Genomic DNA, 23,430 nt, shown 5'->3' with positions numbered 1-23,430 from the left:
TAAAGCTCAAAGTGATTTGGGCTTTTTATTTGACGGGAACATCCACCACAGGTTCAGGCAATACAGCTAACACCGTCACAGTCACACGCCTATTCCTAGATCGACCCTCGGGAGTATCATTTGAATCTACCGGTTGCTTTGCACCTTGCCCGACAGCTGTTACCCGATTTTCATCGACGCCATTTTCAGTTAGCAAACGAGCTACAGTACTCGCACGGACTGCAGACAACTCCCAATTTGACGGAAAAATAGAATTTTTTATAGGTATATTGTCCGTATGCCCTTCGACCTGTATCGCATGGGTATCAATTTTCAATACTGAAGCAATTGCGGTCAACGCCTGAATAGAGTCCGCGCTTAATTTTGCCTCCCCAGTGGGAAACAGCAGACTTGCATTAATTTCAATCGTGACGCCGCGACTAGTCTGTGTGACGCGAACTTTACCCTCCCTGACCAGCGGCTCCAGTACCGCCATAATATCGCGCGCAACTTCGGTCATTTGACTGCGCTCTCTACGCAAAGCCTCACTCGCTCTTTGCTTCACTAGCGGCAGCGGCGCTAGCTTGAGTAAATCTTCGGGGGTAGCCGTCGTCAAAGTTGGGGAGACTGGCTTAGCATTACTAAATGCACCAGTGAGTGAATTTGACAAAACACGGTATTTACCTTCATTGAGAGACGAAATAGCATACATCACCACAAAAAAAGCAAAAAGCAAGGTAATAAAATCAGCATAAGAAACCAACCACCGTTCATGGTTGTCAGGTTCCTCATGAAATTTTCTTCTCGCCATAGATGAATGCCTAGTTTTTGTGGTTAGCGACACGCTCTTCTACAACCCTGGGGCTATCACCCAAAGCAATACTGTAGAAAATATCAGACAACATCTCTCTGCGAACAATTTCTTTGCTAATAATTTCTTTGAGCTTATTACTGACAGGCAAAAAAAGTAAATTAGCCAAGCCGACGCCGTAGATCGTTGCCACAAAAGCAACCGCTATACCACCACCCAACTTTGCCGGATCAGTTAAATTTTCCATTACGTGAATTAATCCAAGTACAGCACCCAAGATGCCTATCGTGGGAGAATAACCGCCTGCAGATTCCCAGATCTTTGCCGCCTGACGCTGCTCCATTTCAAACAAAGAAATATCAACATCCAAAATATCCTTGAGACGCACCGGATCAACGCCGTCAATAACCAAACGTAAGCCTTTACTGATAAATGGATCTTTGGCTGTATCCATATACCGTTCAAGACTTAAGAAACCTTCTCTTCTGGCAACAACACTCCATATCAATGCGTCCTGAACGTTCTTCCGACTATTGTCTGGCGGTTCAGAAATGACCCAACGCAACATAGAAACACCGCGTTGAAACGTAGTCATCCGACTTTGCAACAATACTGCACCGATGGTACCAAGGACGACGATAACAAATGCAGCAGGCTGCAAGAGAGATGCCAGATTACCGCCCTCCATCAATTGGCCAGCACCGATTCCAATCACGACCAGAAGAAATCCCGCTACGCTAGCCCAGTCCACGCCTTCTCCCTTAAATAAACTCTGAGCCTGGCAACTGCCTGGCTATGTAATTGAGACACCCTGGATTCAGAGACTCCCATGACCGCGCCAATTTCTTTGAGATTTAATTCCTGCTCGTAATACAGCCCCATGAGCAGTTTTTCCCGTTCAGGCAAATTATCAATCGCACCGATCACCGCATCCCGAAAATCCTCGTTGAGCAAGTCTTGTAATGGGTCTCCCGAACTATCAGAGCAATAGTGATCTAAAAAGTGTTCTTTGGTATCAGCATCATGAAAGTCTTCATAGTAAACAAGTTGATGTCCACCGCTATCACCTAGCATGTCCTGATATTCGCCTAGCGTCAATTTCAGAGATTTTGCCACCTCTGTTTCAGTTGGGGGTCTGCCAAGTTTTTGCTGCAAGACATTCATTGCAGTTTCTATCTTACGCATACTTTGACGTACGCCTCTAGGCAGCCAATCGGTATTACGCAATTCATCAAGCATTGCGCCACGAATGCGCTGCACCGCATACGTTTCAAATTGCGCGCCATGCGTATCTTCGTAGCGATTAACAGCGTCTAACAAGCCTATCATGCCAGCTTGCACTAAATCATCCACCTCGACGCTTGGAGGCAAGCGTGCTTTCAACTGGTAAGCCAAACGCTTAACCAGAGGCGCATGCTCCCTCAGGAGAAAATTTTTATCTGATTTTCCGCTAGCGGTGTACATAGTAAATTAAATTCCGAGACCGACACCAAGCTCAGGTACACCCTCAAAAGACATAACAGAACAAGCAGAATTAACAAGCTGTGCCGCCAAGCGAGAAAAAGCAACCGATGCGCGTGCTTTTGGAAAAGCATCAATCACCGACTGCCCCAAACTGGCAGCCTTCCTGACATGATCATCTTCCGGGACATATCCAATATAGTTCAAAGGTACGGCAAGATAGCGATTAGCAGCTTGCGCCATATTCGTATAGATCAAAGTTGCCTCCTTTTCGGACACCCCAGAAACCAAAATACTAAAAGAACGCCTACCTAATCGACCACTCATCCGCTTAATTAAGCCGTAGGCGTTTTTAATCGCCGTCGGATCTGAAGACACCTGAATTACCACCTCGCTACTATCTAAAGCAGCGAGAGGAAAAGCATCATCCGCGTCAATACTGCTATCAACAACAACCAAATCTGAACGATGGGTCACAATATCAAAAACTCTCGCCAATCGCCTAGAAATTTCTGGCGTCAACCCTGAGAGCATATGCGCTTCACGCGATAACATCGTTACCGACAGTCCTGACGCTACTATTTTAATAGCATCTTGCATTGTACGCTGTTGTCGCGCGACATCCAATAAGGTCTTGCTTTTTTGCGCATTTAACCATGCCCCGACGCTATTTCCAGAGGATCTTGCATCCAACATCATTGTTTGCTGCCCCTGGCGCGCCAAAGAGACGCCCAAATTCACCAACATGGCACTTTTATCGTCCTCTTTCAGCGCTGACAAAAACGTAAACACACGCGGCTTTGGTACTGCCAACATACGACGCAAACCTTCTGCCTGATCAATATTAACCAAAGGACACCTCCTCAGAAGCAGACGAGATTTGCCCCTTAGACGTAGCAACAGCGGCAGACATCAACAATGGCAATTCCTCATCCAGGTAGCGAAATGCCGCAGTTTCTCGCTTCAGTTTGAAAGCGCGGTCAATCAAGTGCTGTTTATTCGCTACATGTAAATCTTCAGGAACGCGTTGACCGCTGGCAACATAATACAAAGTCAGCTTCTGACGTATAGCAATATCCAAAGCACCACCTATGGTCGCCGCCTCATCGAGTTTAGTCAAAATACATCCAGCCAGTCCAGTGCCTTGGTACGCGCGTACCACCTCACTTAAGGTCTCGCCAGTAGAGGTCGCATTCAGACATAACAAGCGTTTTACTTCAGCATCCGCACCAGACAACATAGCAACCTGATCTGTCACCATTTTGTCGCGCTGACTCACACCAACAGTATCAATTAATACAGTATGTTTATTTTTGAGCTCGGACAACGCAATACGCAAATCGCTTTCATCTTTTACCGCATGTACCATCACGCCCAAAATTTTCCCATAAATGCGCAGCTGTTCATAGCCGCCAATACGATAGCCATCAGTCGTGATTAATGCCAATTTTGATGGACCATGACGCATTACACAACGCGCTGCCAGCTTCGCTGTTGTCGTTGTTTTGCCAACGCCAGTGGGGCCTACCAGAGCGTACACCCCACCCTTTTCCAAAATCTCACTCTCATTATCAATGGCAGATAAATTGCGCGCCAAAATAGATTTAATCCATTCTATGCCGCTTTGAGCCGACTCATTATCAGGCATCTTGCCCACCATAAAACGCGATAAACTTGCACTCAAACCAGTAGCTAACATTTCTCTGAGTACTTCTGCTTTTTGTGGTTGACGCTGCTGCGTATTTGCCCACGACAATTCGGCCAATTGCGATTCAAGCATGGTGCGCATAGAACGAATTTCGCTCATCATGTCTGACATTTCATTAGCACTGGCAAACGCTGGTGCAATCCGTGGCTGCTCAATCACTGCTTGAAAGGCAGGTGTCGAGGATGACTTGCTCTCCGCACGAAAAGGCGGAGTAATACGCGGCACATCGGGCACTTCGGCAATGCCGCTACGGACACTCACAGCCGGAGGAATAGCATTGACCACATCGCCTTCCATCGCCAAAATTTCGACCTTACCGTCAACATTACGATTCGATAAAATTACTGCATCGGCACCTAATGCCTCTCTCAGCATGCGCAGCGCTTCACGCGACGTATTGGCAGTAAATTTTCTTACGTTCATGACTGACCTCCGACAAGACTAGTAACTTTAATTGTTTTTGTTTCTGGTAATTCAGCGTGTGACAAGACTTTTAATTGCGGCAAGGTACGGCGCAAGAATCGCGACAAAAGTGTGCGCAGTGGCGCTGGCACCAGCAACACTGGCGTCACGCCAATTTGCTCCTGATGTTTGGTCGCAATTTCAGCCTGGCTCGACAAGGTATCAGCAAGACCAGGCTCTATACCCGAACCATCAGCACCACCCGTATTGAGTGCCTGCATTAACAAACGCTCAAGGCGACTATCGAGTGCCATTACAGTTAACTCATTCGTCCCGGGGAAAATTTGCTGAACAATTGCACGCCCTAAAACCACGCGAACATGTGCCGTCAATTCGTTCGCATCTTGCGTATGCATTGCATACTCGGACAAAGCCTCAATGATTGAGCGCATATCCCGAATATGAACACCTTCCAGTAGTAAATTTTGCAGCACTTTTTGCAAAGTAGAGAGAGACAGCATTTTTGGTATTAAATCTTCGACCATTTTTGGCATCTCTTTTGACAAATGATCTAACAGTAATTGAACTTCCTGACGTCCCAGCAATTCAGCTGCATGGGTAGTGATCAAGTGATTCAAATGCGTTGCAATCACAGTACTTGCATCGACGACTGTATAACCCAGAGTCTGCGCATGCTCTTTCATTCCTGAATCAATCCATACCGCAGGCAAACCAAAAGCAGGATCAGTTGTCGGCACACCAGGTAAAGTGCCCGCCACCATGCCAGGATTGATTGCCAAAAATTGACCATTCATTGCCTCACCAGAACCAACCTCAACCCCCTTGAGTGCAATTTTATAAGCGGACGGTTTCAATTCGAGATTGTCGCGGATATGCACTGGAGGAGATAAGAATCCAACTTCCTGAGCAAATTTTTTGCGAATACCTTTAATACGACGCAACAATTCACCACCTTGCGCTTTATCGACCAAAGGAATGAGGCGATAACCAACTTCAAGTCCCAAAGTATCAACAGGCAAAACGTCCTGCCATGTCGCCTCTTCCATTTCCGGCGCCTGTATAACCGGCGCTTCCTGCTTGGTCGGCTCTTGTGCGGCGACGTCCATACGCTTGCGTACTACGTACCCAGAGCCGCCCATGACTGCTGCCAGAAGAATAAAAGCAATATGAGGCATGCCTGGGATGATGCCCATACCACCGATAATCCCTGCAGAAATAAACATTACTTGTGGCTTTGCAAATAACTGCCCGATCAACTGCCCACTAATATCTTGATCACTGGCGACGCGAGAAACCACAACACCGGCCGCGGTTGAAATAATCAAAGAAGGAATTTGCGCCACCAATCCATCACCAATTGCTAACAAGGTATAGTTTTTGAGTGCATCAGCAAAATCCAAATCATGCTGAACCATACCAACGACTAAACCACCAACAATATTAATTACTGTCACCATAATGCCGGCTACCGCATCACCACGAACGTATTTACTCGCACCGTCCATCGCGCCATAGAACTCAGCCTCTTGCGCTACTTCGGTACGACGACGACGCGCCTCTTGCTCCGCAATTAAGCCAGCGTTCAAATCAGCATCAATCGCCATTTGTTTACCAGGCATCGCATCCAAAGCAAAACGTGCACCGACTTCAGCAATACGACCTGCACCTTTAGTCACCACAGTGAAGTTAATGATGGTCAAAATCACGAACACAACGATACCCACCGCGTAATTTCCACCGATCAAAAAATGCCCGAACGCCTCAATGACTTTACCCGCAGCATCAGGGCCAGTATGCCCTTCTGTAAGAACGACACGTGTAGACGCCACGTTGAGCGACAAACGCAACATGGTACTTACCAGCAAAACAGTAGGAAACACCATGAAATCAAGCGGCTTCACCGTATAAAGACTGGTCAGCAAGACGATGATCGCAATTGCGATATTAAAGCTGAAAAAGATATCCAACGCGAATGCTGGCAAGGGCAAAATCATCATTGCCAGCATCAAGATAATCAGAAGAGGTGCGGCCAGCGCCCGACCATTGAGCCCGCTTAACCACATTGGCAATTTCAGGCTATTCATTCAACAACTCCTAACTGATTATTTGGATCCAATTCTTCTGGTACTTTTAATTCTCGGGGCTCTTCTGGTCTGGAACCGCCATCACGACGATACGTCCTTAATTGATAAACGTAGGCCAGGACCTCTGCTACCGCGCCATACAAAGCTTCCGGAATCTCATCCCCCAGATCGGTATGCTTAAATAAGGCACGTGCTAATGGCGGGGCTTCTAGCATTGGAATATTGTGCTCTTTAGCGAGCTCACGAATTTTTGCTGCGACTTCGTCCGCACCTTTAGCCACAACCTTAGGTGCGCCATTTCCACCTTCGGTATATTTCAGCGCCACCGCAAAATGGGTCGGGTTAGTCACAACGACATCAGCCTTAGGAATCTCTGCCATCATGCGACGACGTGCCATTTCACGCTGTTGCTGACGAATCTTGGCTTTAATTTGAGGATTACCGTTGGCTTCTTTTGATTCCTGAATAACTTCCTGACGCGTCATCTTCAATTTATTTGCGTACTGCCACATTTGATAAGGTGCATCGATTGCCGCAATCAATACCAAAGCACCAACAATAGAAATGAAACAAACCAGCAACATATGACCAACGTGCGGAATACTCGAAGCGACATCCTCCATAGGCAAGGCAAAGATCGCTTCTTTTTGTTGTGTAATGACAATCCAGGCGACCCAGCCAACCAAAATCGTTTTCACTATGGCCTTAAGCAATTCGACCAAGGCACGCACAGAAAACATATTCCCTAAGCCGGAAATTGGATTCATGCGACCAAAGTTTGGTTGAATTGCTTTTGCGCTAAACAACCAACCACCAATCAAAACCGGCGATCCCAATGCAACCACGATCAACACCCCAGCCACCGGCGCAAACGCGATCAAAACGGATAGCAAACTCGCCGCAGCTTTAGATATCAGTAGATTAAAATCAAAGGCGACAGCACGCTCAAGAGTGAGTCCGGAGATCAAACTTTGCTGCAATTGCCCGACTAAACCACCGCCCATCGCCCAAAATGCGCCACCAGCCGCAAATAAAATGGCACAGGTGGAGAGCTCGCGTGAACGCGGCACATCCCCCTCTTCGCGCGCCTGCTCAAGGCGCTTCGACGAGGCCGGTTCAGTTTTCTCGAGATCGCTTTCTTCGGCCATCGCCGACTCCTGTCATTTCCACGAAGCAATAATCGCTTCGATTGCGTAAATTTACAGGTGAGATTATTGAATATTCAGAAAGACTTAGATGCGATGAACAAGGGAGTAAACACCCGTTTGTTCAGCACTAAGCGATGAAAAGAAGGAAATTGCGCCACATTCAGTAATCCTGTCGCGGACTTGGGTAAGCGATGTGATTGATTTCATGCAAAAATTAGAGCATGACGGCCTGCCATCAACCAGATATGACTACTCACCTTTAATTGCCTTAGCCAATAAAGGCCAAACCACCTGATGAGAATGTCTAAACCAATCAATATGGCCGAGACTTTTTAAGCCAACTTGTGCAGGTTGAATTTTAAAGACCTGTTTGCTGGCATGTGGGAACGTACGCATGAGATCGTCCACTGTAGCGTCATTCGCAATGTCATCATCTCCCGCATAAAATGCAATGATGGGCATACGAATTTGATTGTGAAAATCAATCTCAGGCTTACCTTTCGTTGCATTCGTCGCATAACCTCCTGCTGCGCACCAAATTCCCCATTGATAAGCAGCAACCGCTGGCAAATTTTCTCCCAGACCGATGATCGCCGTCGGACCATAACCAAGTAGCTTAATGCCCACCGGAACAAAAAAACGCAAGCCCCACATGGCCTTAAGCCGGAACGCTAAACGCAAACCAGCAAACCATCCTGTCGAAATAGACACACCGACAACGCGCGCTATGCGCGCATGATTTGACATCAAGCCCATCATTTGCCCGCCAGCACTATGTCCCAGCAATACCGCCTGTTCGTGACCGGTACGATTTAATAAGCATTCCAAAGCCGCGACTTGATCCAGTCGCCCCCAATCGGTCAGACTAGCTTTAGAGTCAGCCAAATCGCCACTCAATGACAACCCGACACCGCGGTAGTCAAACACGAGAATATCGTGCCCCTGCTCAGACAACCAGTTTGCAAATCGCATGTAGAAATGTTGCTTAACTCCAGTAGCCGAACAAATCAAAACCGGCAAACCTGAAGCACTCTTGCCCGTCTTAAAAAAATGTCCTTGAAGGCGCTCCCCATCCTTACAAATAATTTCAATAGCTTCAGATTTCTGGGAGTTGTCAGACTTCATAAACTGTCTCGATTGGTAAAAAGCAACGAAAAATATAAACTGTGAATGGAAAAAATACCGCCCATATTAACCCGCCGCATATGCTCAACAATAGAGAGTTGAATCTATTTTTCCGCTCAACGACGCATACTTACGCAATCTGCTTGAATTATTTTTGAGGGCAAAAGCAGAGATGTATAATTCGAAGCGAAAACGACGACACCAAGTGAAGATCAACTAGTTCAAGGATCAACAATGAAAACAACGACGCTCGTGACAACAATTTTGTTCGCACTTTTTTTCAACAACCTCAGCTTCGCCGATGAAACTATTGTCATGATTCGACATGGCGAAAAACCAGAAGCTGGACTTGGTCAACTAAATTGCCAAGGACTGAATCGCTCACTCGCATTGCCGGAAGTTCTTCGAAAAAAATTTGACATGCCCTCAGCGATTTTCGCGCCAAACCCTGGTACGCAAAAGAACGATCGAGGCACGCTATACAACTATATCCGTCCACTTGCGACGATAGAGCCAACTGCAATTTCGCTTGACATGCCAGTCAATACACAATTTGGTTTAGATGACATCGACGCCTTACAGACCGCATTACTCTCCCCCGCTTACGCCAATGCCACGGTTTTTGTAGCGTGGGAGCATCGCTTAGCAGAAGAAGCGGCGCGTAAAATTTTAGCGACAAACAATGGCGCCCCCTCCACTGTGCCAGCATGGGAAAGCAGCGACTTTGATAGTATTTATATCGTCAAAGTCACCACTGACCCACAAGGAAAACGCATTGCAAGCTTCAGTATTGACAAGCAAGGATTAAATCATTTGCCCTCGTCTTGCCCTCAATAAGAGTACATAAGCATCACATAAGTATCACAACTGACGCGCCAAGCTGCCTGGAAGTGTTCCCGACAGCTTAACTATTGTTAAACTTGATATTATCGACAATGTAGTTATACCTGAAATACCGTGTAAATTAACTTAATAAATACCAGTCAGGTAATACACCGCAATAACAACAAACACTGCTGCTGTTTTAATGAGCGTAACGGCAAAAATATCTTTATAAGACGTCTTATGCGTTAGACCAGTGACCGCCAACAAGGTAATCACTGCGCCGTTATGCGGTAAGGTATCCATGCCCCCACTAGCCATTGACGCAACCCGATGCAGCACCTCCATAGGGATATGCGCGGCATTTGCCGCCTTGATAAACGTCTCAGACATCGCCGCCAACGCAATACTCATGCCGCCAGATGCAGAACCTGTAATGCCAGCCAAAACCGTGACTGTAATAGACTCATTGATCAGTGGATTAGGGATCGCTTTAAGCGCATCTGAGATCACCGCAAAACCCGGCATAGCAGCGATGATGCCACCAAACCCATATTCCGAAGCAGTATTCAGGGAGGCCAATAAAGCGCCGGAGACTGCTGCTTTACTGCCATCGGCAAATTGATTTTTCACCGTCTTAAAAGCAAACAACAAAATACACAGAATCCCCAACAGCAGAGCTCCTTCAACTGCCCAAATCGCGCCAATTTTATGGATATCTGTCACCAAAGGTTTAGCAGAACCTGACAAAGTCGTACTATGAATTTCACCGTAATAGCGTGGGATTAATTCTGTCAAAATTTTGTTCATCACACCGACAACCAGCAACGGAAACAGGGCAACAAAGGCGTTAGGCAATTTTTCGGCTTTGTATTCAGTCGGCTCATTAATGTGGCCAGAACCGTACCCCTCACCAGCCACCGCAGCCTGAAGACGACGCCAGTTTAAATACATCAGACCAATCACCAGAATAAACACAGCACCAATGACGCCCAACCACGGAGCAGCCCAGGTATTCGTATTAAAAAATGTCGTTGGGATAATGTTTTGAATTTGTGGGCTACCAGGCAAAGAATCCATAGTGAAGGTGAACGCACCCAAAGCGATCGTGCCCGGAATCAAGCGCTTTGGTATGTCACTTTGCCGGAACGTTTCTGCCGCAAATGGGTACACCGCAAACACCACTACAAACAAAGAAACACCACCGTAAGTCAAAATTGCACACACCAAGACGATCGACAAAATCGCGCGCTCACGTCCTACAATCTTAATCACCGACGCAACAATCGATTTCGAAAAACCAGACAGCTCAATCAACTTACCAAATACCGCCCCCAACAAAAAGACTGGGAAATAAAGCTTAACAAACCCAACCAACTTCTCCATGAAAATACCATTAAAGAGCGGCGGAATTAAACTGACATCAGTGAAAGCAACAGCAATCAGAGCACAAATCGGCGCAAACAGAATGACACTAAAACCTCTGTAAGCAACAATCATCAACAAAGCCAACGACACCAAAATAATCATAAAACTCATGCCTTACTCCTTATTTCTGCAACACAAATTTCAAAAGATAAATTGCATGAGCAACATACCAACCTCGAACTTCTTTCCATCTAACCTCCAGATGTTAATAAATATGCAGCCAGGAAATAATTAAGTACTGAGTTCACCAATAAAAAAGTTGCTGTTTCGAATAACCGTCATAGGATTTTTGAAAAGCAGACAGTCAGCTTACTGGATAGAAAGCCACGAAGTTGTTTGTATTTAGCATGCAGTCCTGGGCTGCGGTACGCAGCATCTCACCATCTGTAAGTAGCTGATAGGTCGTAGCCAGGACTGCCACGCCAAACCAGGCAGCACCAATCTTGCGTATGCAACTGTTGATTGATATCAGCATCTATAAGGCTAACGTTGGAACTCAGCTGCCGCCGGAGGCGGTCGGCTGCAGTGACTTGTTAGGGCGCTCACGCAAACGCCAAACAGCATAGAACACGAGTGCGCCAACCAAGCCGTGGAGCGCGAAAAACAAGATACCCTCGCCATAGGTCAGCCACGCGTAGGTAGTCGGCGCGCCGTTCACGTACGTTTCAACGTACTTGCCGTGCCAGTTCTGTCCGGCAGAAAACCCTTCAAGATGACTCGGCCAAGAAAATGCAGTCGGCAATGCTCCAAGCACAAGGCCCGCCATTGCGAGTGAAACCCAACTTTCTCGGTGAAGCTTGTGGAGTACAAGGAACGCGGGAATACCGAGAATCAGCACGACCGCGGCCGCAACCACCGCCACGACGAGCAGCATGAAGCCGATTCCGTAAAGCGGTTGTGGCGAAGCGAGGTAGTCCGGTGCGATGCGCGCCAGAAACACCAGTGGCTGAACTACTACTGCGGCAAGAGCGGCGATCCAGATGTTCATAGCGCCCTAACGCAAAGCTAAGGGGCAGACACAAGCGGCGCACATAATGCGAAGCATGCGCCGATTAGGGCTGTCCAGCGAAGCGGCCTTGAGCGACTTGTTAGAGATTTGTGAACCTGTTTTTAATGGCTTCAATAACATGGCCAGCTTCCGCTTCATCAAGTTGCGCCCCGAATTTATGGGTGCTTTGTCCATAGTCAAAGGCAATAGTGCCTCCTGTGATACCCCAAAACTCCATTCCATTTCTAGAGCCAAAGATTGACGTGTTTTGTGGTTGCAGCCTTAATTTTGATATTGAAGATACTGCATATTCACTACTTCTACTAAACCCAGCAACAACCTTGATATGACTTAGCTCTGACGATGTTATGTCTACTATTTCTTTCCCCATAACATTCCAAAGCCACGCATATATGACGAAGGCTCCACCGACAGTCCAGCCACCAAGCCACGTAATAAGAAAAAATTCCGGCGCGCCATCTTTTGGATTTAATAATTCTTTTAAAACTGATACCTCACCAATTGCCCAACCCATTAGCCAAAAGCCCATGAAGGCTATTAAAAAGAAATTCTTTTTAGACGGGATAGTAATTCGCAAACCATGATTAGTTTGCTCAACCTTACTTCTCCCTTTTCCTACTTCAATTTTCGTCATGTACTTAATTAAACCTCTAACTTTAATTAGGCGGACAGATGCCGTCCACCTAATTCAACCAATCAAATCCATGCAGAGGCTTGTCATGCGGTCATTTTAATAATGTACTGTATAAAAACAGTACTAAATATTCATGAAAAATGTCACTTCACATGTACAGGCTTCAGACGCGATTTTGAAACCCAAAATGCTCGATCAACTCAAACGTTGCATATGAGATAAGTATTATATCTTACGCACCGAAGAGATCTATGTCTAGTGGGCGCGGTGGGCTACCTCTGGATAAGTACCAAATGAGAGCAACTTCTCTTTACCAGCAAAACGATATTTAAAACGCCACCATTTCTCTCCGTTTGGCTGAACGAGAAGGAAAAGTCCGTTTACATCAAATTTTTTTGCGGCTTGTCGAGCGGCTTAAGGTTCTTAATTCCGGTATCAGTGAGAGGCATAGAAAGGGGTAACTGTAATTTTGCATAAAGGGTAACAACATCAACTACCCTAAAAGTTACCCCAAAAACATTGGGACGTAAAGATGATCAACGGGACTTTACGGCAACAAAAAACCCGCACTATCCTATGGAAGGTGCGGGTTTTTGTTCTTACTGATACATCTTGGTATGTCGATATGGTGCCCGAGGCCGGAATCGAACCGGCACGCCCGCTATTAACGAAGCGGCGGATTTTAAGTCCGATGTGTCTACCTATTTCACCACTCGGGCCCATCACTACAACATGCAATCATAGATTGCTTGCTCTTTCAAAAAAAGCGCACACAGCGCTTTCTTAAATCTGGAGGCGGGGGTCGGGATCGAACCGGCGTCTACGGCTTTGCAGGCCGCTGCATAACCACTTTGCTACCCCGCCAGGGGTGCTATTAACTTAAATATTCTTACTCTAAGCTAAATCGCGGCACATCAACTACTGTAACAAAAAAGGGAAGCCGTGCTTCCCTTCAGAATCTGGAGCGGGAGAAGAGTCTCGAACTCTCGACCTCAACCTTGGCAAGGTTGCGCTCTACCAACTGAGCTACTCCCGCATTATACTGCCGATACTTCAGGTACTACGCCATTTTGGAGCGGGAGAAGAGTCTCGAACTCTCGACCTCAACCTTGGCAAGGTTGCGCTCTACCAACTGAGCTACTCCCGCATTTGCACTACATATTTCGCTGAGAAAACTTGGAGCGGGAAAAGAGTCTCGAACTCTCGACCTCAACCTTGGCAAGGTTGCGCTCTACCAACTGAGCTATTCCCGCATCAACGAAAGACCAGAATTATATAGCATTTCGAAAAACTGTCAAGTAAGCTACTTTAGATTCTCGGTCGATTCTTTAATTAAAGGCCATGCTTTGCGCAGATAGTAAAGCATAGACCACACAGTCAAGACTGCTGCGATCAACAACAACCACGAACCAGGCAATATCATATCGATCCCCAAAATCGTGTCGTAATACAATAACATCGGTATCGCCACCATTTGCGCCGCAGTTTTTATTTTACCTAGCGAACTAACCGCAACAGATTTTGAAGCACCAATAATAGCCATCCACTCACGCAAAGCGGAGATCGTAATCTCACGGCCAATAATGACGAAGGCGATCACGGCATTTACACGGCCAAGTTGCACCAATACCAGCAAAGCACCTGCCACCATTAACTTATCCGCGACTGGGTCAAGAAATGCGCCAAATGAAGACGTCTGATTCCAACGACGAGCCAGAAAACCATCAAACCAATCGGTAATCGCAGCAACGATAAAAATCAACGTCGAAGCAAGTCCTTTTTGAAATGGATCAAACCACGTATCAGGCAAATAAAAAACACCGACCACGAGAGGAATCAGTGCTACGCGCAACCATGTGAGAAGAATAGGAAAATTAAATGGCATGACTTAATTATTTAGAATATTTCTCTTCATTATATTGATCTAACGGAGTCGCTTGTAAATTTCTTCTGCTAATTGACGAGAAATTCCTTCAACACTAGCTAGCTCTTCGACGCTGGCATCACTGACACCCTTCAAACCACCAAAACGTACCAATAATCTTTGACGGCGTTTCGGCCCCACACCTTCAATTTCTTCCAATTGCGATGTTTGTCGCGCCTTGTCGCGCTTGGCACGCATGCCGGTGATCGCGAATCGGTGCGCTTCATCACGAATATGCGCAATCAACATCAATGCCGCAGATTCTTTACCCAATTCTTTCTCTTCGCGCCCATCGACAAACACCAGCGTTTCCAAGCCGACCTTGCGTCCCTCCCCTTTTGATACGCCGACAATCAGACTGGTATCGAGTCCCAGTTCAACAAAAACTTGCCTGGCGATCTCAACCTGTCCCTTTCCACCATCAATCAACACCACGTCTGGCATTGTCAGTGCAGTGGGGTCTTCTCCGTTCACTTTTTCATATCGACGGGTTAAGACCTGGCGCATCGCAGCATAATCATCTCCAGGCGTGATGTCTTTGATGTTGTAACGCCGGTATTCACTGTTTTGCATTGCGTGATGATGATAAACAACACAAGATGCCTGCGTCGCCTCACCTTGCGTATGGCTGATATCGAAACACTCGATACGCAATAAATCAATGTTTTCAGTCTCAAGTTCAAGTGCAGTCGCCATAGCGCGAGTACGCGCCTGCTGCGAGCCCTGCTCAGATAAAAGCCGCGCCAGAGCAAGTTCAGCGCCCTTCACTGCCATTTCCAACCAGACGCGACGCTGCTCTTGCGGTTGAAATGATAAATGAATTTTATGACCGCATTGCTCTGCCAGTACCAGCATCAGATCTGGTGCATCTAAAGCCACATTCATCACCAAGGTTGAAGGAATGAACTGATCCACATAATGCTGCGCCAAAAATGCCGCCACCACCTCAGCCTCAATTGAGTCATCGCTTACCGCCCTGACATCATCCACATGACTAGGAAAGTAAGCACGGTCCCCAAGGTGTCGACCACCACGTATCATTGCCAGATTGACACAGGCTCGTCCGCCTTCGACGATTACGGCAATCACATCCAGATCAGCATTGCCAGTGGTTTCCATGCTTTGCTGGTGCAACACTTTAGATAAGGCCGACATCTGATTGCGTACCATGGCCGCCTGCTCGAATCTAAGTTCGGAGGAGAATCCGAGCATCTTTTTTTCAAGGTTCTGCATGACTTCCAATTGACGACCGCGCAAAAAGTCAGCAGCATTTCTGACGTCTTGCTGATAATCCTCAGGCGCAATCAAATCAACACATGGCCCACTACAGCGCTGGATTTGATGCAATAGGCATGGCCTAGTGCGATTCGCGAACACACTATCTTCGCAGCTACGCAGCAGGAAAATTTTCTGCAAAATCTGCATTGATTCCTTGACCGCCCAACCAGATGGAAAAGGTCCGAAATACTGATGCTTTTTATCGACCGCTCCTCGATAATAAGTCATGCGTGGCGTTTTTTCAGAGGTGATTTTCAGGTAAGGATAAGACTTATCGTCGCGAAATAAAATGTTGTAGCGTGGGCGTAGCGCCTTGATTAAATTATTTTCCAGAATCAACGCTTCTGCTTCACTGCGTGTTACTGTGGTCTCCAATCGGACGATTTTCTCCACCATCATCGCAATTCTGGGACTGGATAATGTTTTCTGAAAATAACTGGTAACGCGCTTTTTTAAATCCCTTGCCTTACCAACATAAAGCACCTGATCTTGCGCATCAAAATAACGATACACACCGGGCAAATGCGGCAATCGAGCCACCGCATCAACCACCTGCTGACGAATTTCCGATGATGATTTATCAGTATCCATGGAACTCATGTTGTCGCGGCTTGCTCAACAACGACAAATGCCAGCACTTGCTGAACTTCATCACTCACCGAGACATGAGCAGTAAGATTTCGGACAGACATCCATTTTTCCAAATCATCACTGACGACCACTACTGGCTTACCTTGATCACCATTGAGCGTTTGCATGTTTCGCAGCGTCATTGGCAAACGAACGCCAGTTCCTATGGCCTTAGAAAATGCTTCTTTAGCAGCAAACCGCGTTGCCAGATAACGTATGCCGCGCGCAAGAGCCTGATCACGGCGCTGAAAAAAAATCAGCAACTCTTCATCACCCAATACTTTTTTAGCAAAGCGATCACCACCACGCTGCAAAGCACGCTCAATACGAGCGACCTCAACAATATCAGTACCAACGCCATAGATCACGTCAACCTCCATCAGCTCTGCGATTCAATCGCGATTTCACCAGCGATGCTTTGATATTGCGAATTGCACTTTCCCAGCCACACTGCAAGGAATGAGCAACGACCAGTTCATTCAAATGAAATTGGGAGATATCAGAAATTGTTGCCAATGCCTGAACCTGCGCCGAGTCAAATTTACCTTCAATACCCACAACCATGCCTCGACCAACACAATTAGTTAACGCGGTTTGAATTTGCGCCAATGCATGCGCGCGCTGACTGTCTTCTGCCACCTCCACATAAGACGAACAATCAAGTCGAACACGAGAAATTCGCAACTCAGCGACAGCAGCAATCGCTGCAGGTGTTGGCGAAATAAATGCAGAAACGTAGATACCACGCGCTTGTAGTTGCTTAACAAAACTTTGAACTTGAGAAAAATTCTGTTCCAGATCAAGAGCAACATACTGCGCAGCATTAGATGCATCGACATCAACCAGGCAGACATGCGTCACCGGAATTGTCTCTAAATGTTTGAGCATGAAGTCAGAAGCTGCCACTTCCAATTCAAATGTGTTAATAACCTGGCGTGCCAACTGCTCGACATTCATTGCAAGTGACGACCAGTTCGACTCATCAACATATAAAGAAATACAATCGGCGCCAGCTTCTTCAGCCAACAATGATAAGCGGGAAAGATCGAAAAACTGCGCGCCGATTTTTTCACGAACCTGCACCAATGAATTCAGGCTCACGCTCAAATCGAGCAATTGGCGTTGTTGATGGATGTTCATAAATTTTGCAAATCAATCAAAATTTGGCGGGTATTTAAAAAAGAACCATGCAGGTGATGGGCAAGCAAGCTACGCATCAGCATCTTGCTCTGAAACTGCGTTTGCGGGTCACTATAATCCCCGTCCGCCATGTCGATTAAAGTCTGCCCAGAGACAACAGGAACCACGTCAGATTGCAATGCAGGCCTGGCACCAAGCTCAGGGTCGATCACGTATCTGACATCAGCCTGCACACGCGCCCGGGCACTCGTGCAAAAACTGAGATCGTTTAACAAACCTGATTCGCGCAGCAAAGATAATTCAAATTGACGCAATACTGTCGACGCCGGCTCATCATGCGCCAACTGATTCAAGGTCGAGACATACTCATCAAACAACATGGGATGTGGTTCGTCGCGAACCAGAAATTTGACCAGCAATTCATTCAAATAAAAACCGCAAAGCAACGCCGACTTTTCCAGCGGCAACATACCGCCAACCCACTCACCAGAAGTCAGCACTCGTATCTCGGATTTGCCAGTCCATGCAAGCTGCAAAGGCTGAAAGGTTTGAAGAACACTACGCAATTGCGAATGCGGACGCTTTGCACCTTTTGCTACTAACGCGATACGGCCATAGTCGCGCGTCAGCACATCGACGATCACGCTAGTTTCTTTATACGGCCAGGAATGCAAAACAAATCCTGGCTGATTCAACACTCGGCGTTCTCGGACTGGAGATTTAGAAGAAACGGGGATTGACCTTTTTACGGGGATGCGCGCGACGGAATCAACGGTAGGGTCCTCCGCATCCAATACGGCATCCTGCATCTGAATGACGGCGCTCTCCCCTGCAGTCATGTTATTCTTATTCGTAACCGTAAGCCCGTAAACCGGCCTCATTGTCTGCCCATCCGGATTTTACTTTCACCCAAATTTCCAGATATACAGGTCCGCCAAAGAGCTTTTCCATATCGGTACGAGATTGGGTAGAAATGTCTTTCAATCGAGCACCTTTATTCCCAATCACCATCGACTTATGGCCATCACGATCAACCAGAATCGCGACAAAAATCCGACGTAAGTTTCCTTCTTGCTCGAATTTTTCAATCAAAACGGTACTGGTGTAGGGCAGCTCATCACCAACAAACCGGAATAATTTCTCGCGGACAATTTCAGTGGCAAGAAATTTTTCGCTGCGGTCAGTAATATCATCTTCCGCAAACATAGGCGGATTCAAAGGCAAATACTTTCTTGTTTCGCCTTCAAGATTTTCCAACTGAAAACGCAAGGTTGCGGATACCGGAACAATCGCAGCAAACGGAAACAGCGCGGCGATCTTCTGCGCAAACGGCATCATCACTGCTTTATCTTTGACGCGATCCGACTTATTGATCACCAAAATACAGGGTACATTTTTAGGCAATAAATCGATCACCTGCTGATCAGCAGGACCAAAAGTACCAGCTTCAACCAAAAACAAAATCACGTCGGCTGCGGTCAAGGTGGTTGTTACGGTACGATTCAAAGTGCGGTTCAAGGCATTGGAGTGACGGGTCTGAAAACCAGGCGTATCAACATACACAAACTGCGTATTGTCTTTCGTCTGAATGCCAGTAATACGATGGCGCGTTGTCTGCGCTTTACGTGAAGTGATACTTACTTTTGCGCCAATCAAGGCATTCATCAGTGTAGATTTACCAACGTTTGGACGGCCAACAATGGCGATGTACCCACAACGAAAATCTGGATTGTCTAAAATTTCATTCATGGGGTGCTCAAGCAGTCTTTGGATGGTGGTTCGGGTTTGGCAGATCTTCCGCAGTTTTAATTACGTCAGTGTCTACAGCAGTCTTTTGTTTATCAGTCGCATTTTTTGAGTCAACGGCAACTTCATTTTGCGAAGTGGCAATGCCGGCCAATTTCAATTGCGCGGCACGAGGCTTAGCTTTACGAGAAGCCGGGGTACGGGACAACACTTCAATTGCCGATTCCAATGCTAATTTTGCTGCGGCCTGCTCACCAGCACGGCGACTTCCGCCTGTACCAAATACCTGAATATCCAGTTTAGGCACCAAACACTCAATTTCAAATTCTTGATTATGCGCAGCACCATGTGTAGCGACCACGTTATATTGCGGCAAAGCGATTTTTCTGCTCTGCAAAAATTCCTGGAGTAAGGTTTTGGCATCCTTACCCAGTGTGGTTGGATCAACCGACTCTAAAATAGGTGAATATAATGCACGTATAACTGCTTTGGCAGCATCAAAGCCTGCGTCAAGGAAGATACCGCCAAACAAAGCCTCTAAGGTATCTGCGAGAATTGATGGTCGGCGAAAACCACCGGATTTTAATTCCCCCTCGCCCAGGCGAAGAAACTGAGATAGCTCTATTCTTTGGGCAATTTCATACAAAGTCTGTTGCTTAACGAGATTGGCACGTACGCGCGACAGGTCACCCTCATCAATGTTGGCAAAACTATCAAACAATAAAGAAGCAACCACACAATTCAAAACCGAGTCGCCCAGAAACTCAAGGCGCTCATTATGTACGACACTATGACTACGGTGAGTCAATGCTTGCTGCAATAAAGCTGGGTTTCCAAACTGGTGACCCAGCCTCTTTTGCAATAATTGAAGATTCATACGTCAATCTATTTATTCTGGCTTCTTGGTGGCAATACCACTTTTCGCCGTTGTACCTTCATATTCCAGCAATAGCGATGCTGGCCCAAACAAAGGGATCTTTTTTTGGTAAGAAAAACTTACATCAATATCATCACCGTTTCTCTCAATGACTAAATCTTTGCCCGAGATTGACGTGATATACCCCACTTCGGCCTGCTTATTGAACGCATTTTCGATATCACGAGCAGAACTACCAGCCCCTTTTGCACTGACAATCGCCTTTTTTATCGACAAATATTCAATCGTAGTTGGTACAACTTTCATTGCTACCATTGCTACCAGCACCAACATCCCCAAAGAAAAAATCAATCCGATCAGGGAAATTCCGCGCTGCGACTTAAGCTGAGTATGACGATTTTTCTTCATTGCTGATCCGCTCCATTTTGTTTAAATAAGTCATTTACTGAAAGCTGCCAATACGTTTAATGTTCCCTAAATTCATCCAGATAAAGAAGGCTTTTCCGACAATATTCTGGTCTGGGACAAATCCCCAGTATCTGCTATCAAGGCTATTATCGCGATTATCACCCATCATGAAATATTCGCCATCGGGAACAACACAAGAAAACCCGTCTATATTGTATGTACAATTTTCGCGTTTAGGGAAATTATGCGGATCTCTTACAAAAGCGGGGGATTGCTCATCGTTTAATATGCGATGAGAAACACCAGTCAGGTTCTCGGAATATTGTTTAAAATAACTTAAATGCTCTTCATCCAGAAATTCCGGCATCGCCTGATAAGTCATTTCATTGCCATTAATCAACAATTTCTTGTTTTTATAGACAACTTTATCCCCAGGCACACCAACGACGCGCTTGATATAGTCGACAGAAGGGTCTTCAGGGTATTTAAATACCATCACATCGCCACGTTGGGGATTATTTATTTCGATGACCTTTTTGTTCAAAATTGGCAAACGAATACCGTAAGTAAATTTATTTACTAAGATCAAATCACCGACAAATAAAGTTGGCAACATTGAACTAGATGGAATTTTAAATGGCTCATATAAAAATGATCGCAAAAAGAATACCATCGCTATAACTGGAAAAAAGCTGCCTGAATACTCAACCCAGAGTGGTTGACGTAAAATATTTTCTTCAATTTCGTGACGTTTGCTTTCCTCGACTTTAATGCCTTCCGCACTGAGTTTTGCATTGCGCGCATCGTACGCCGCCAATGCTGCATCTGCTGCTACACGACGGCGCTTAGCTAATACAAACGTATCCAGAAACCAGACTATGCCTGTGCTTATCGTCAGCACAAATAATATCAGAGCAAAATTTCCTAAAATTGATTGAAAACTCATTTTTCATCCACTTGTAAAATTGCCAAAAATGCCTCTTGTGGAATCTCAACAGAACCCACTTGCTTCATACGCTTTTTACCAGCCTTTTGTTTTTCCAGCAATTTACGCTTACGGCTAATATCGCCACCATAACATTTTGCCAATACGTTTTTACGCAATGCCTTCACGTTTTCACGCGAAATAATGTTGGAGCCAATAGCAGCTTGAATCGCAACATCAAACATTTGACGAGGGATCAATTCACGCATTTTGGCGGCTACTGCACGACCTCGGAAATGGCTATTGGCACGATGAACAATAATCGCCAATGCATCGACTTTTTCACTGTTAATCAGCATATCGACCTTTACCACATCAGCAGCACGATTTTCTTTGAACTCGTAATCCATCGATGCATAACCGCGTGAAGTGGATTTCAGACGATCAAAGAAGTCCAGCACGATTTCCGCCATTGGCATTTCGTAGGTCAATTTAACTTGTCGGCCGTGGTAGCTCATATCCAATTGCACGCCACGTTTTTGCGTGCATAACGTAATGACAGAGCCAACGTATTCTTGCGGCATGTAGAGATTGACTGTAACGATAGGCTCACGAATCTCCTCAATCTTTGATGGATCAGGCATCTTCGAAGGATTATCCACCATCAAAATGGTACCATCCGCCATGACTACCTCATACACGACCGTCGGCGCCGTAGTGATGAGATCCATATCAAATTCTCTTTCCAAACGCTCCTGAACGATCTCCATGTGTAACAAACCAAGGAAACCGCAACGGAAACCAAAGCCCAGGGCTTGCGACACTTCAGGTTCGTACATCAGAGCAGCATCATTGAGCTTCAATTTCTCTAAAGAGTCACGTAAGGCATCATACTGATTCGCCTCTACCGGGAACAAACCAGCAAACACTTGCGGCTGCACCTCTTTAAAGCCCGGCAAAGGCTCTTTGGCGGCTTTATTGGCCACGGTAATGGTATCGCCAACCTTAGCAGATTTCAGCTCTTTAATACCAGCAATCACAAAACCCACCTGACCAGCAGACAGTTCAGTGCGACTCAAAGACTTAGGCGTAAATACACCGACACTTTCAACCAGATGCTGTGCCTCGGTTGCCATAAACAAAATTTTATCTTTTGGGCGCAAGGTACCATTAACGATACGCACCAGCATCACCACGCCGACGTAGTTATCGAACCACGAGTCAATAATTAATGCTTGCAAAGGCGCGTCAGGATCGCCTTTTGGTGGCGGTACTTTAACGATAAGAGACTCTAGTACATCCAACACACCGAGACCGGTCTTAGCCGAACAATGTACCGCATCAGTGGCATCAATACCAATGACCTCTTCAATTTCTGAACAGGCGTTTTCAGGATCCGCTGAGGGCAAATCAATCTTATTCAGTACGGGCACTACTTCTACACCAAGCTCAATCGCCGTGTAGCAGTTTGCGACGGTCTGCGCCTCAACGCCCTGAGATGCATCAACGACCAGCAATGCACCCTCGCAAGCGGATAAGGAGCGGCTAACCTCGTAGCTAAAATCGACGTGACCTGGCGTGTCAATTAAATTCAGGTTATACACCTGACCATCACGCGCCTTGTAATGCAAAGCAGCAGTCTGGGCTTTAATGGTGATCCCGCGTTCACGCTCAATATCCATAGAATCAAGGACTTGCGCTTCCATTTCACGATCAGACAAGCCACCGCACAATTGAATAATACGATCAGCCAGCGTGGATTTGCCGTGATCGATATGGGCAATAATAGAAAAATTCCGGATGTTATTCATTGAAATTACAAAAAAATACTAAGGTGAGGCGAAGACCAGCTAAAAAAAAGCGCTCCAGT

22 protein-coding genes, 5 tRNA genes and 1 pseudogene are annotated in these 23,430 nt (G+C 46.3%); 1 reads left to right on the top strand and 27 read right to left on the bottom strand.

Features of this window, described 5'->3' with window-relative positions; all coding sequences use genetic code 11:
- Positions 1–25: 25 nt before the first annotated feature.
- The 8 genes from motD to ACO0KY_RS08925 form a co-directional block, all read right to left on the bottom strand.
- On the bottom strand, positions 26–790 hold the full coding sequence (motD, locus tag ACO0KY_RS08960) for a flagellar motor protein MotD (protein WP_186910607.1): 765 nt from the start codon (positions 788–790) through the stop codon (positions 26–28).
- Positions 791–800: 10 nt separating this feature from the next.
- Positions 801–1,541, bottom strand: coding sequence for a flagellar motor protein (locus tag ACO0KY_RS08955; protein ID WP_423045379.1), 741 nt, complete (start codon positions 1,539–1,541; stop codon positions 801–803).
- Entirely contained in the window at positions 1,523–2,254 is a 732-nt protein-coding gene (locus tag ACO0KY_RS08950) for an RNA polymerase sigma factor FliA (protein WP_186910605.1), read from the bottom strand. The genes ACO0KY_RS08955 and ACO0KY_RS08950 overlap by 19 nt, the downstream gene beginning before the upstream one ends.
- Before the next feature lie 6 nt (positions 2,255–2,260).
- A complete protein-coding gene (locus ACO0KY_RS08945; protein WP_423045377.1) occupies positions 2,261–3,103 on the bottom strand; it encodes a MinD/ParA family ATP-binding protein in 843 nt (280 codons plus the stop codon).
- The gene (gene flhF / locus ACO0KY_RS08940; RefSeq protein ID WP_423045375.1) at positions 3,096–4,382 is read right to left on the bottom strand and encodes a flagellar biosynthesis protein FlhF; all 1,287 of its coding nucleotides are present in this window, start codon (positions 4,380–4,382) and stop codon (positions 3,096–3,098) included. The genes ACO0KY_RS08945 and flhF overlap by 8 nt, the downstream gene beginning before the upstream one ends.
- The gene (gene flhA / locus ACO0KY_RS08935; RefSeq protein WP_423045373.1) at positions 4,379–6,466 is read right to left on the bottom strand and encodes a flagellar biosynthesis protein FlhA; all 2,088 of its coding nucleotides are present in this window, start codon (positions 6,464–6,466) and stop codon (positions 4,379–4,381) included. Before flhA ends, flhF begins: the two co-directional genes overlap by 4 nt.
- Positions 6,463–7,614, bottom strand: a complete 1,152-nt coding sequence (gene flhB / locus ACO0KY_RS08930) for a flagellar biosynthesis protein FlhB (RefSeq protein WP_423045371.1) — start codon at positions 7,612–7,614, stop codon at positions 6,463–6,465. Before flhB ends, flhA begins: the two co-directional genes overlap by 4 nt.
- Positions 7,615–7,863: 249 nt before the next feature.
- Positions 7,864–8,739, bottom strand: a complete 876-nt coding sequence (locus ACO0KY_RS08925) for an alpha/beta fold hydrolase (protein ID WP_423045369.1) — start codon at positions 8,737–8,739, stop codon at positions 7,864–7,866.
- A gap of 234 nt (positions 8,740–8,973) precedes the next feature.
- Between ACO0KY_RS08925 and ACO0KY_RS08920 the strand changes: the two genes are divergently transcribed.
- Entirely contained in the window at positions 8,974–9,576 is a 603-nt protein-coding gene (locus tag ACO0KY_RS08920) for a histidine phosphatase family protein (RefSeq protein WP_423045367.1), read from the top strand.
- A gap of 132 nt (positions 9,577–9,708) precedes the next feature.
- Here the strand turns inward: ACO0KY_RS08920 and ACO0KY_RS08915 are convergent, their stop codons facing one another.
- From ACO0KY_RS08915 to lepA, 19 genes and pseudogenes are all read right to left on the bottom strand, one after another.
- Entirely contained in the window at positions 9,709–11,100 is a 1,392-nt protein-coding gene (locus ACO0KY_RS08915; protein WP_423045365.1) for a GntP family permease, read from the bottom strand.
- A gap of 385 nt (positions 11,101–11,485) precedes the next feature.
- Positions 11,486–11,977 (bottom strand): hypothetical protein, encoded by a 492-nt coding sequence (locus tag ACO0KY_RS08910; protein ID WP_423045363.1) that lies wholly within the window; start codon positions 11,975–11,977, stop codon positions 11,486–11,488.
- 100 nt (positions 11,978–12,077) lie between these two features.
- Complete coding sequence (locus ACO0KY_RS08905; RefSeq protein WP_423045361.1) at positions 12,078–12,632, bottom strand: hypothetical protein; 555 nt, start codon at positions 12,630–12,632, stop codon at positions 12,078–12,080.
- 255 nt (positions 12,633–12,887) lie between these two features.
- A pseudogene (locus ACO0KY_RS08900) lies at positions 12,888–12,974 on the bottom strand (hypothetical protein); the annotation flags it as partial.
- Positions 12,975–13,258: 284 nt separating this feature from the next.
- Positions 13,259–13,351 (bottom strand) — tRNA-Leu (locus tag ACO0KY_RS08895).
- A gap of 71 nt (positions 13,352–13,422) precedes the next feature.
- Positions 13,423–13,496, bottom strand: a tRNA-Cys gene (locus tag ACO0KY_RS08890).
- A gap of 96 nt (positions 13,497–13,592) precedes the next feature.
- A tRNA-Gly gene (locus ACO0KY_RS08885) sits at positions 13,593–13,668 on the bottom strand.
- 35 nt (positions 13,669–13,703) lie between these two features.
- Positions 13,704–13,779, bottom strand: a tRNA-Gly gene (locus ACO0KY_RS08880).
- Positions 13,780–13,809: 30 nt separating this feature from the next.
- A tRNA-Gly gene (locus tag ACO0KY_RS08875) sits at positions 13,810–13,885 on the bottom strand.
- A gap of 50 nt (positions 13,886–13,935) precedes the next feature.
- Complete coding sequence (gene pgsA, locus ACO0KY_RS08870) at positions 13,936–14,517, bottom strand: CDP-diacylglycerol--glycerol-3-phosphate 3-phosphatidyltransferase (protein WP_423045359.1); 582 nt, start codon at positions 14,515–14,517, stop codon at positions 13,936–13,938.
- Positions 14,518–14,556: 39 nt separating this feature from the next.
- On the bottom strand, positions 14,557–16,425 hold the full coding sequence (uvrC, locus tag ACO0KY_RS08865) for an excinuclease ABC subunit UvrC (RefSeq protein WP_423045357.1): 1,869 nt from the start codon (positions 16,423–16,425) through the stop codon (positions 14,557–14,559).
- A 5-nt stretch (positions 16,426–16,430) separates the two neighbouring features.
- The gene (gene acpS, locus ACO0KY_RS08860) at positions 16,431–16,832 is read right to left on the bottom strand and encodes a holo-ACP synthase (protein ID WP_423045648.1); all 402 of its coding nucleotides are present in this window, start codon (positions 16,830–16,832) and stop codon (positions 16,431–16,433) included.
- Position 16,833: 1 nt separating this feature from the next.
- Complete coding sequence (locus tag ACO0KY_RS08855) at positions 16,834–17,604, bottom strand: pyridoxine 5'-phosphate synthase (RefSeq protein ID WP_423045355.1); 771 nt, start codon at positions 17,602–17,604, stop codon at positions 16,834–16,836.
- A complete protein-coding gene (gene recO / locus ACO0KY_RS08850) occupies positions 17,601–18,443 on the bottom strand; it encodes a DNA repair protein RecO (protein ID WP_423045353.1) in 843 nt (280 codons plus the stop codon). The genes ACO0KY_RS08855 and recO overlap by 4 nt, the downstream gene beginning before the upstream one ends.
- A 7-nt stretch (positions 18,444–18,450) precedes the next feature.
- Positions 18,451–19,353, bottom strand: coding sequence for a GTPase Era (gene era, locus ACO0KY_RS08845; RefSeq protein WP_186910594.1), 903 nt, complete (start codon positions 19,351–19,353; stop codon positions 18,451–18,453).
- Positions 19,354–19,360: 7 nt separating this feature from the next.
- Positions 19,361–20,227, bottom strand: a complete 867-nt coding sequence (rnc, locus tag ACO0KY_RS08840) for a ribonuclease III (RefSeq protein WP_186910593.1) — start codon at positions 20,225–20,227, stop codon at positions 19,361–19,363.
- Positions 20,228–20,239: 12 nt separating this feature from the next.
- On the bottom strand, positions 20,240–20,635 hold the full coding sequence (locus ACO0KY_RS08835; RefSeq protein WP_186910592.1) for a DUF4845 domain-containing protein: 396 nt from the start codon (positions 20,633–20,635) through the stop codon (positions 20,240–20,242).
- Between the two features lie 34 nt (positions 20,636–20,669).
- Positions 20,670–21,581, bottom strand: a complete 912-nt coding sequence (gene lepB, locus ACO0KY_RS08830; protein ID WP_423045350.1) for a signal peptidase I — start codon at positions 21,579–21,581, stop codon at positions 20,670–20,672.
- A complete protein-coding gene (lepA, locus tag ACO0KY_RS08825; RefSeq protein ID WP_423045348.1) occupies positions 21,578–23,371 on the bottom strand; it encodes a translation elongation factor 4 in 1,794 nt (597 codons plus the stop codon). Before lepA ends, lepB begins: the two co-directional genes overlap by 4 nt.
- Positions 23,372–23,430: the final 59 nt, after the last annotated feature.

The organism is Undibacterium sp. Dicai25W, from assembly GCF_049340505.1.
GTDB classification, from domain to species: Bacteria; Pseudomonadota; Gammaproteobacteria; order Burkholderiales; family Burkholderiaceae_D; genus Undibacterium; species Undibacterium jejuense.
Note: the sequence above shows the minus strand (reverse complement) of the source record. Positions and strands in the feature narration are given on the sequence as shown.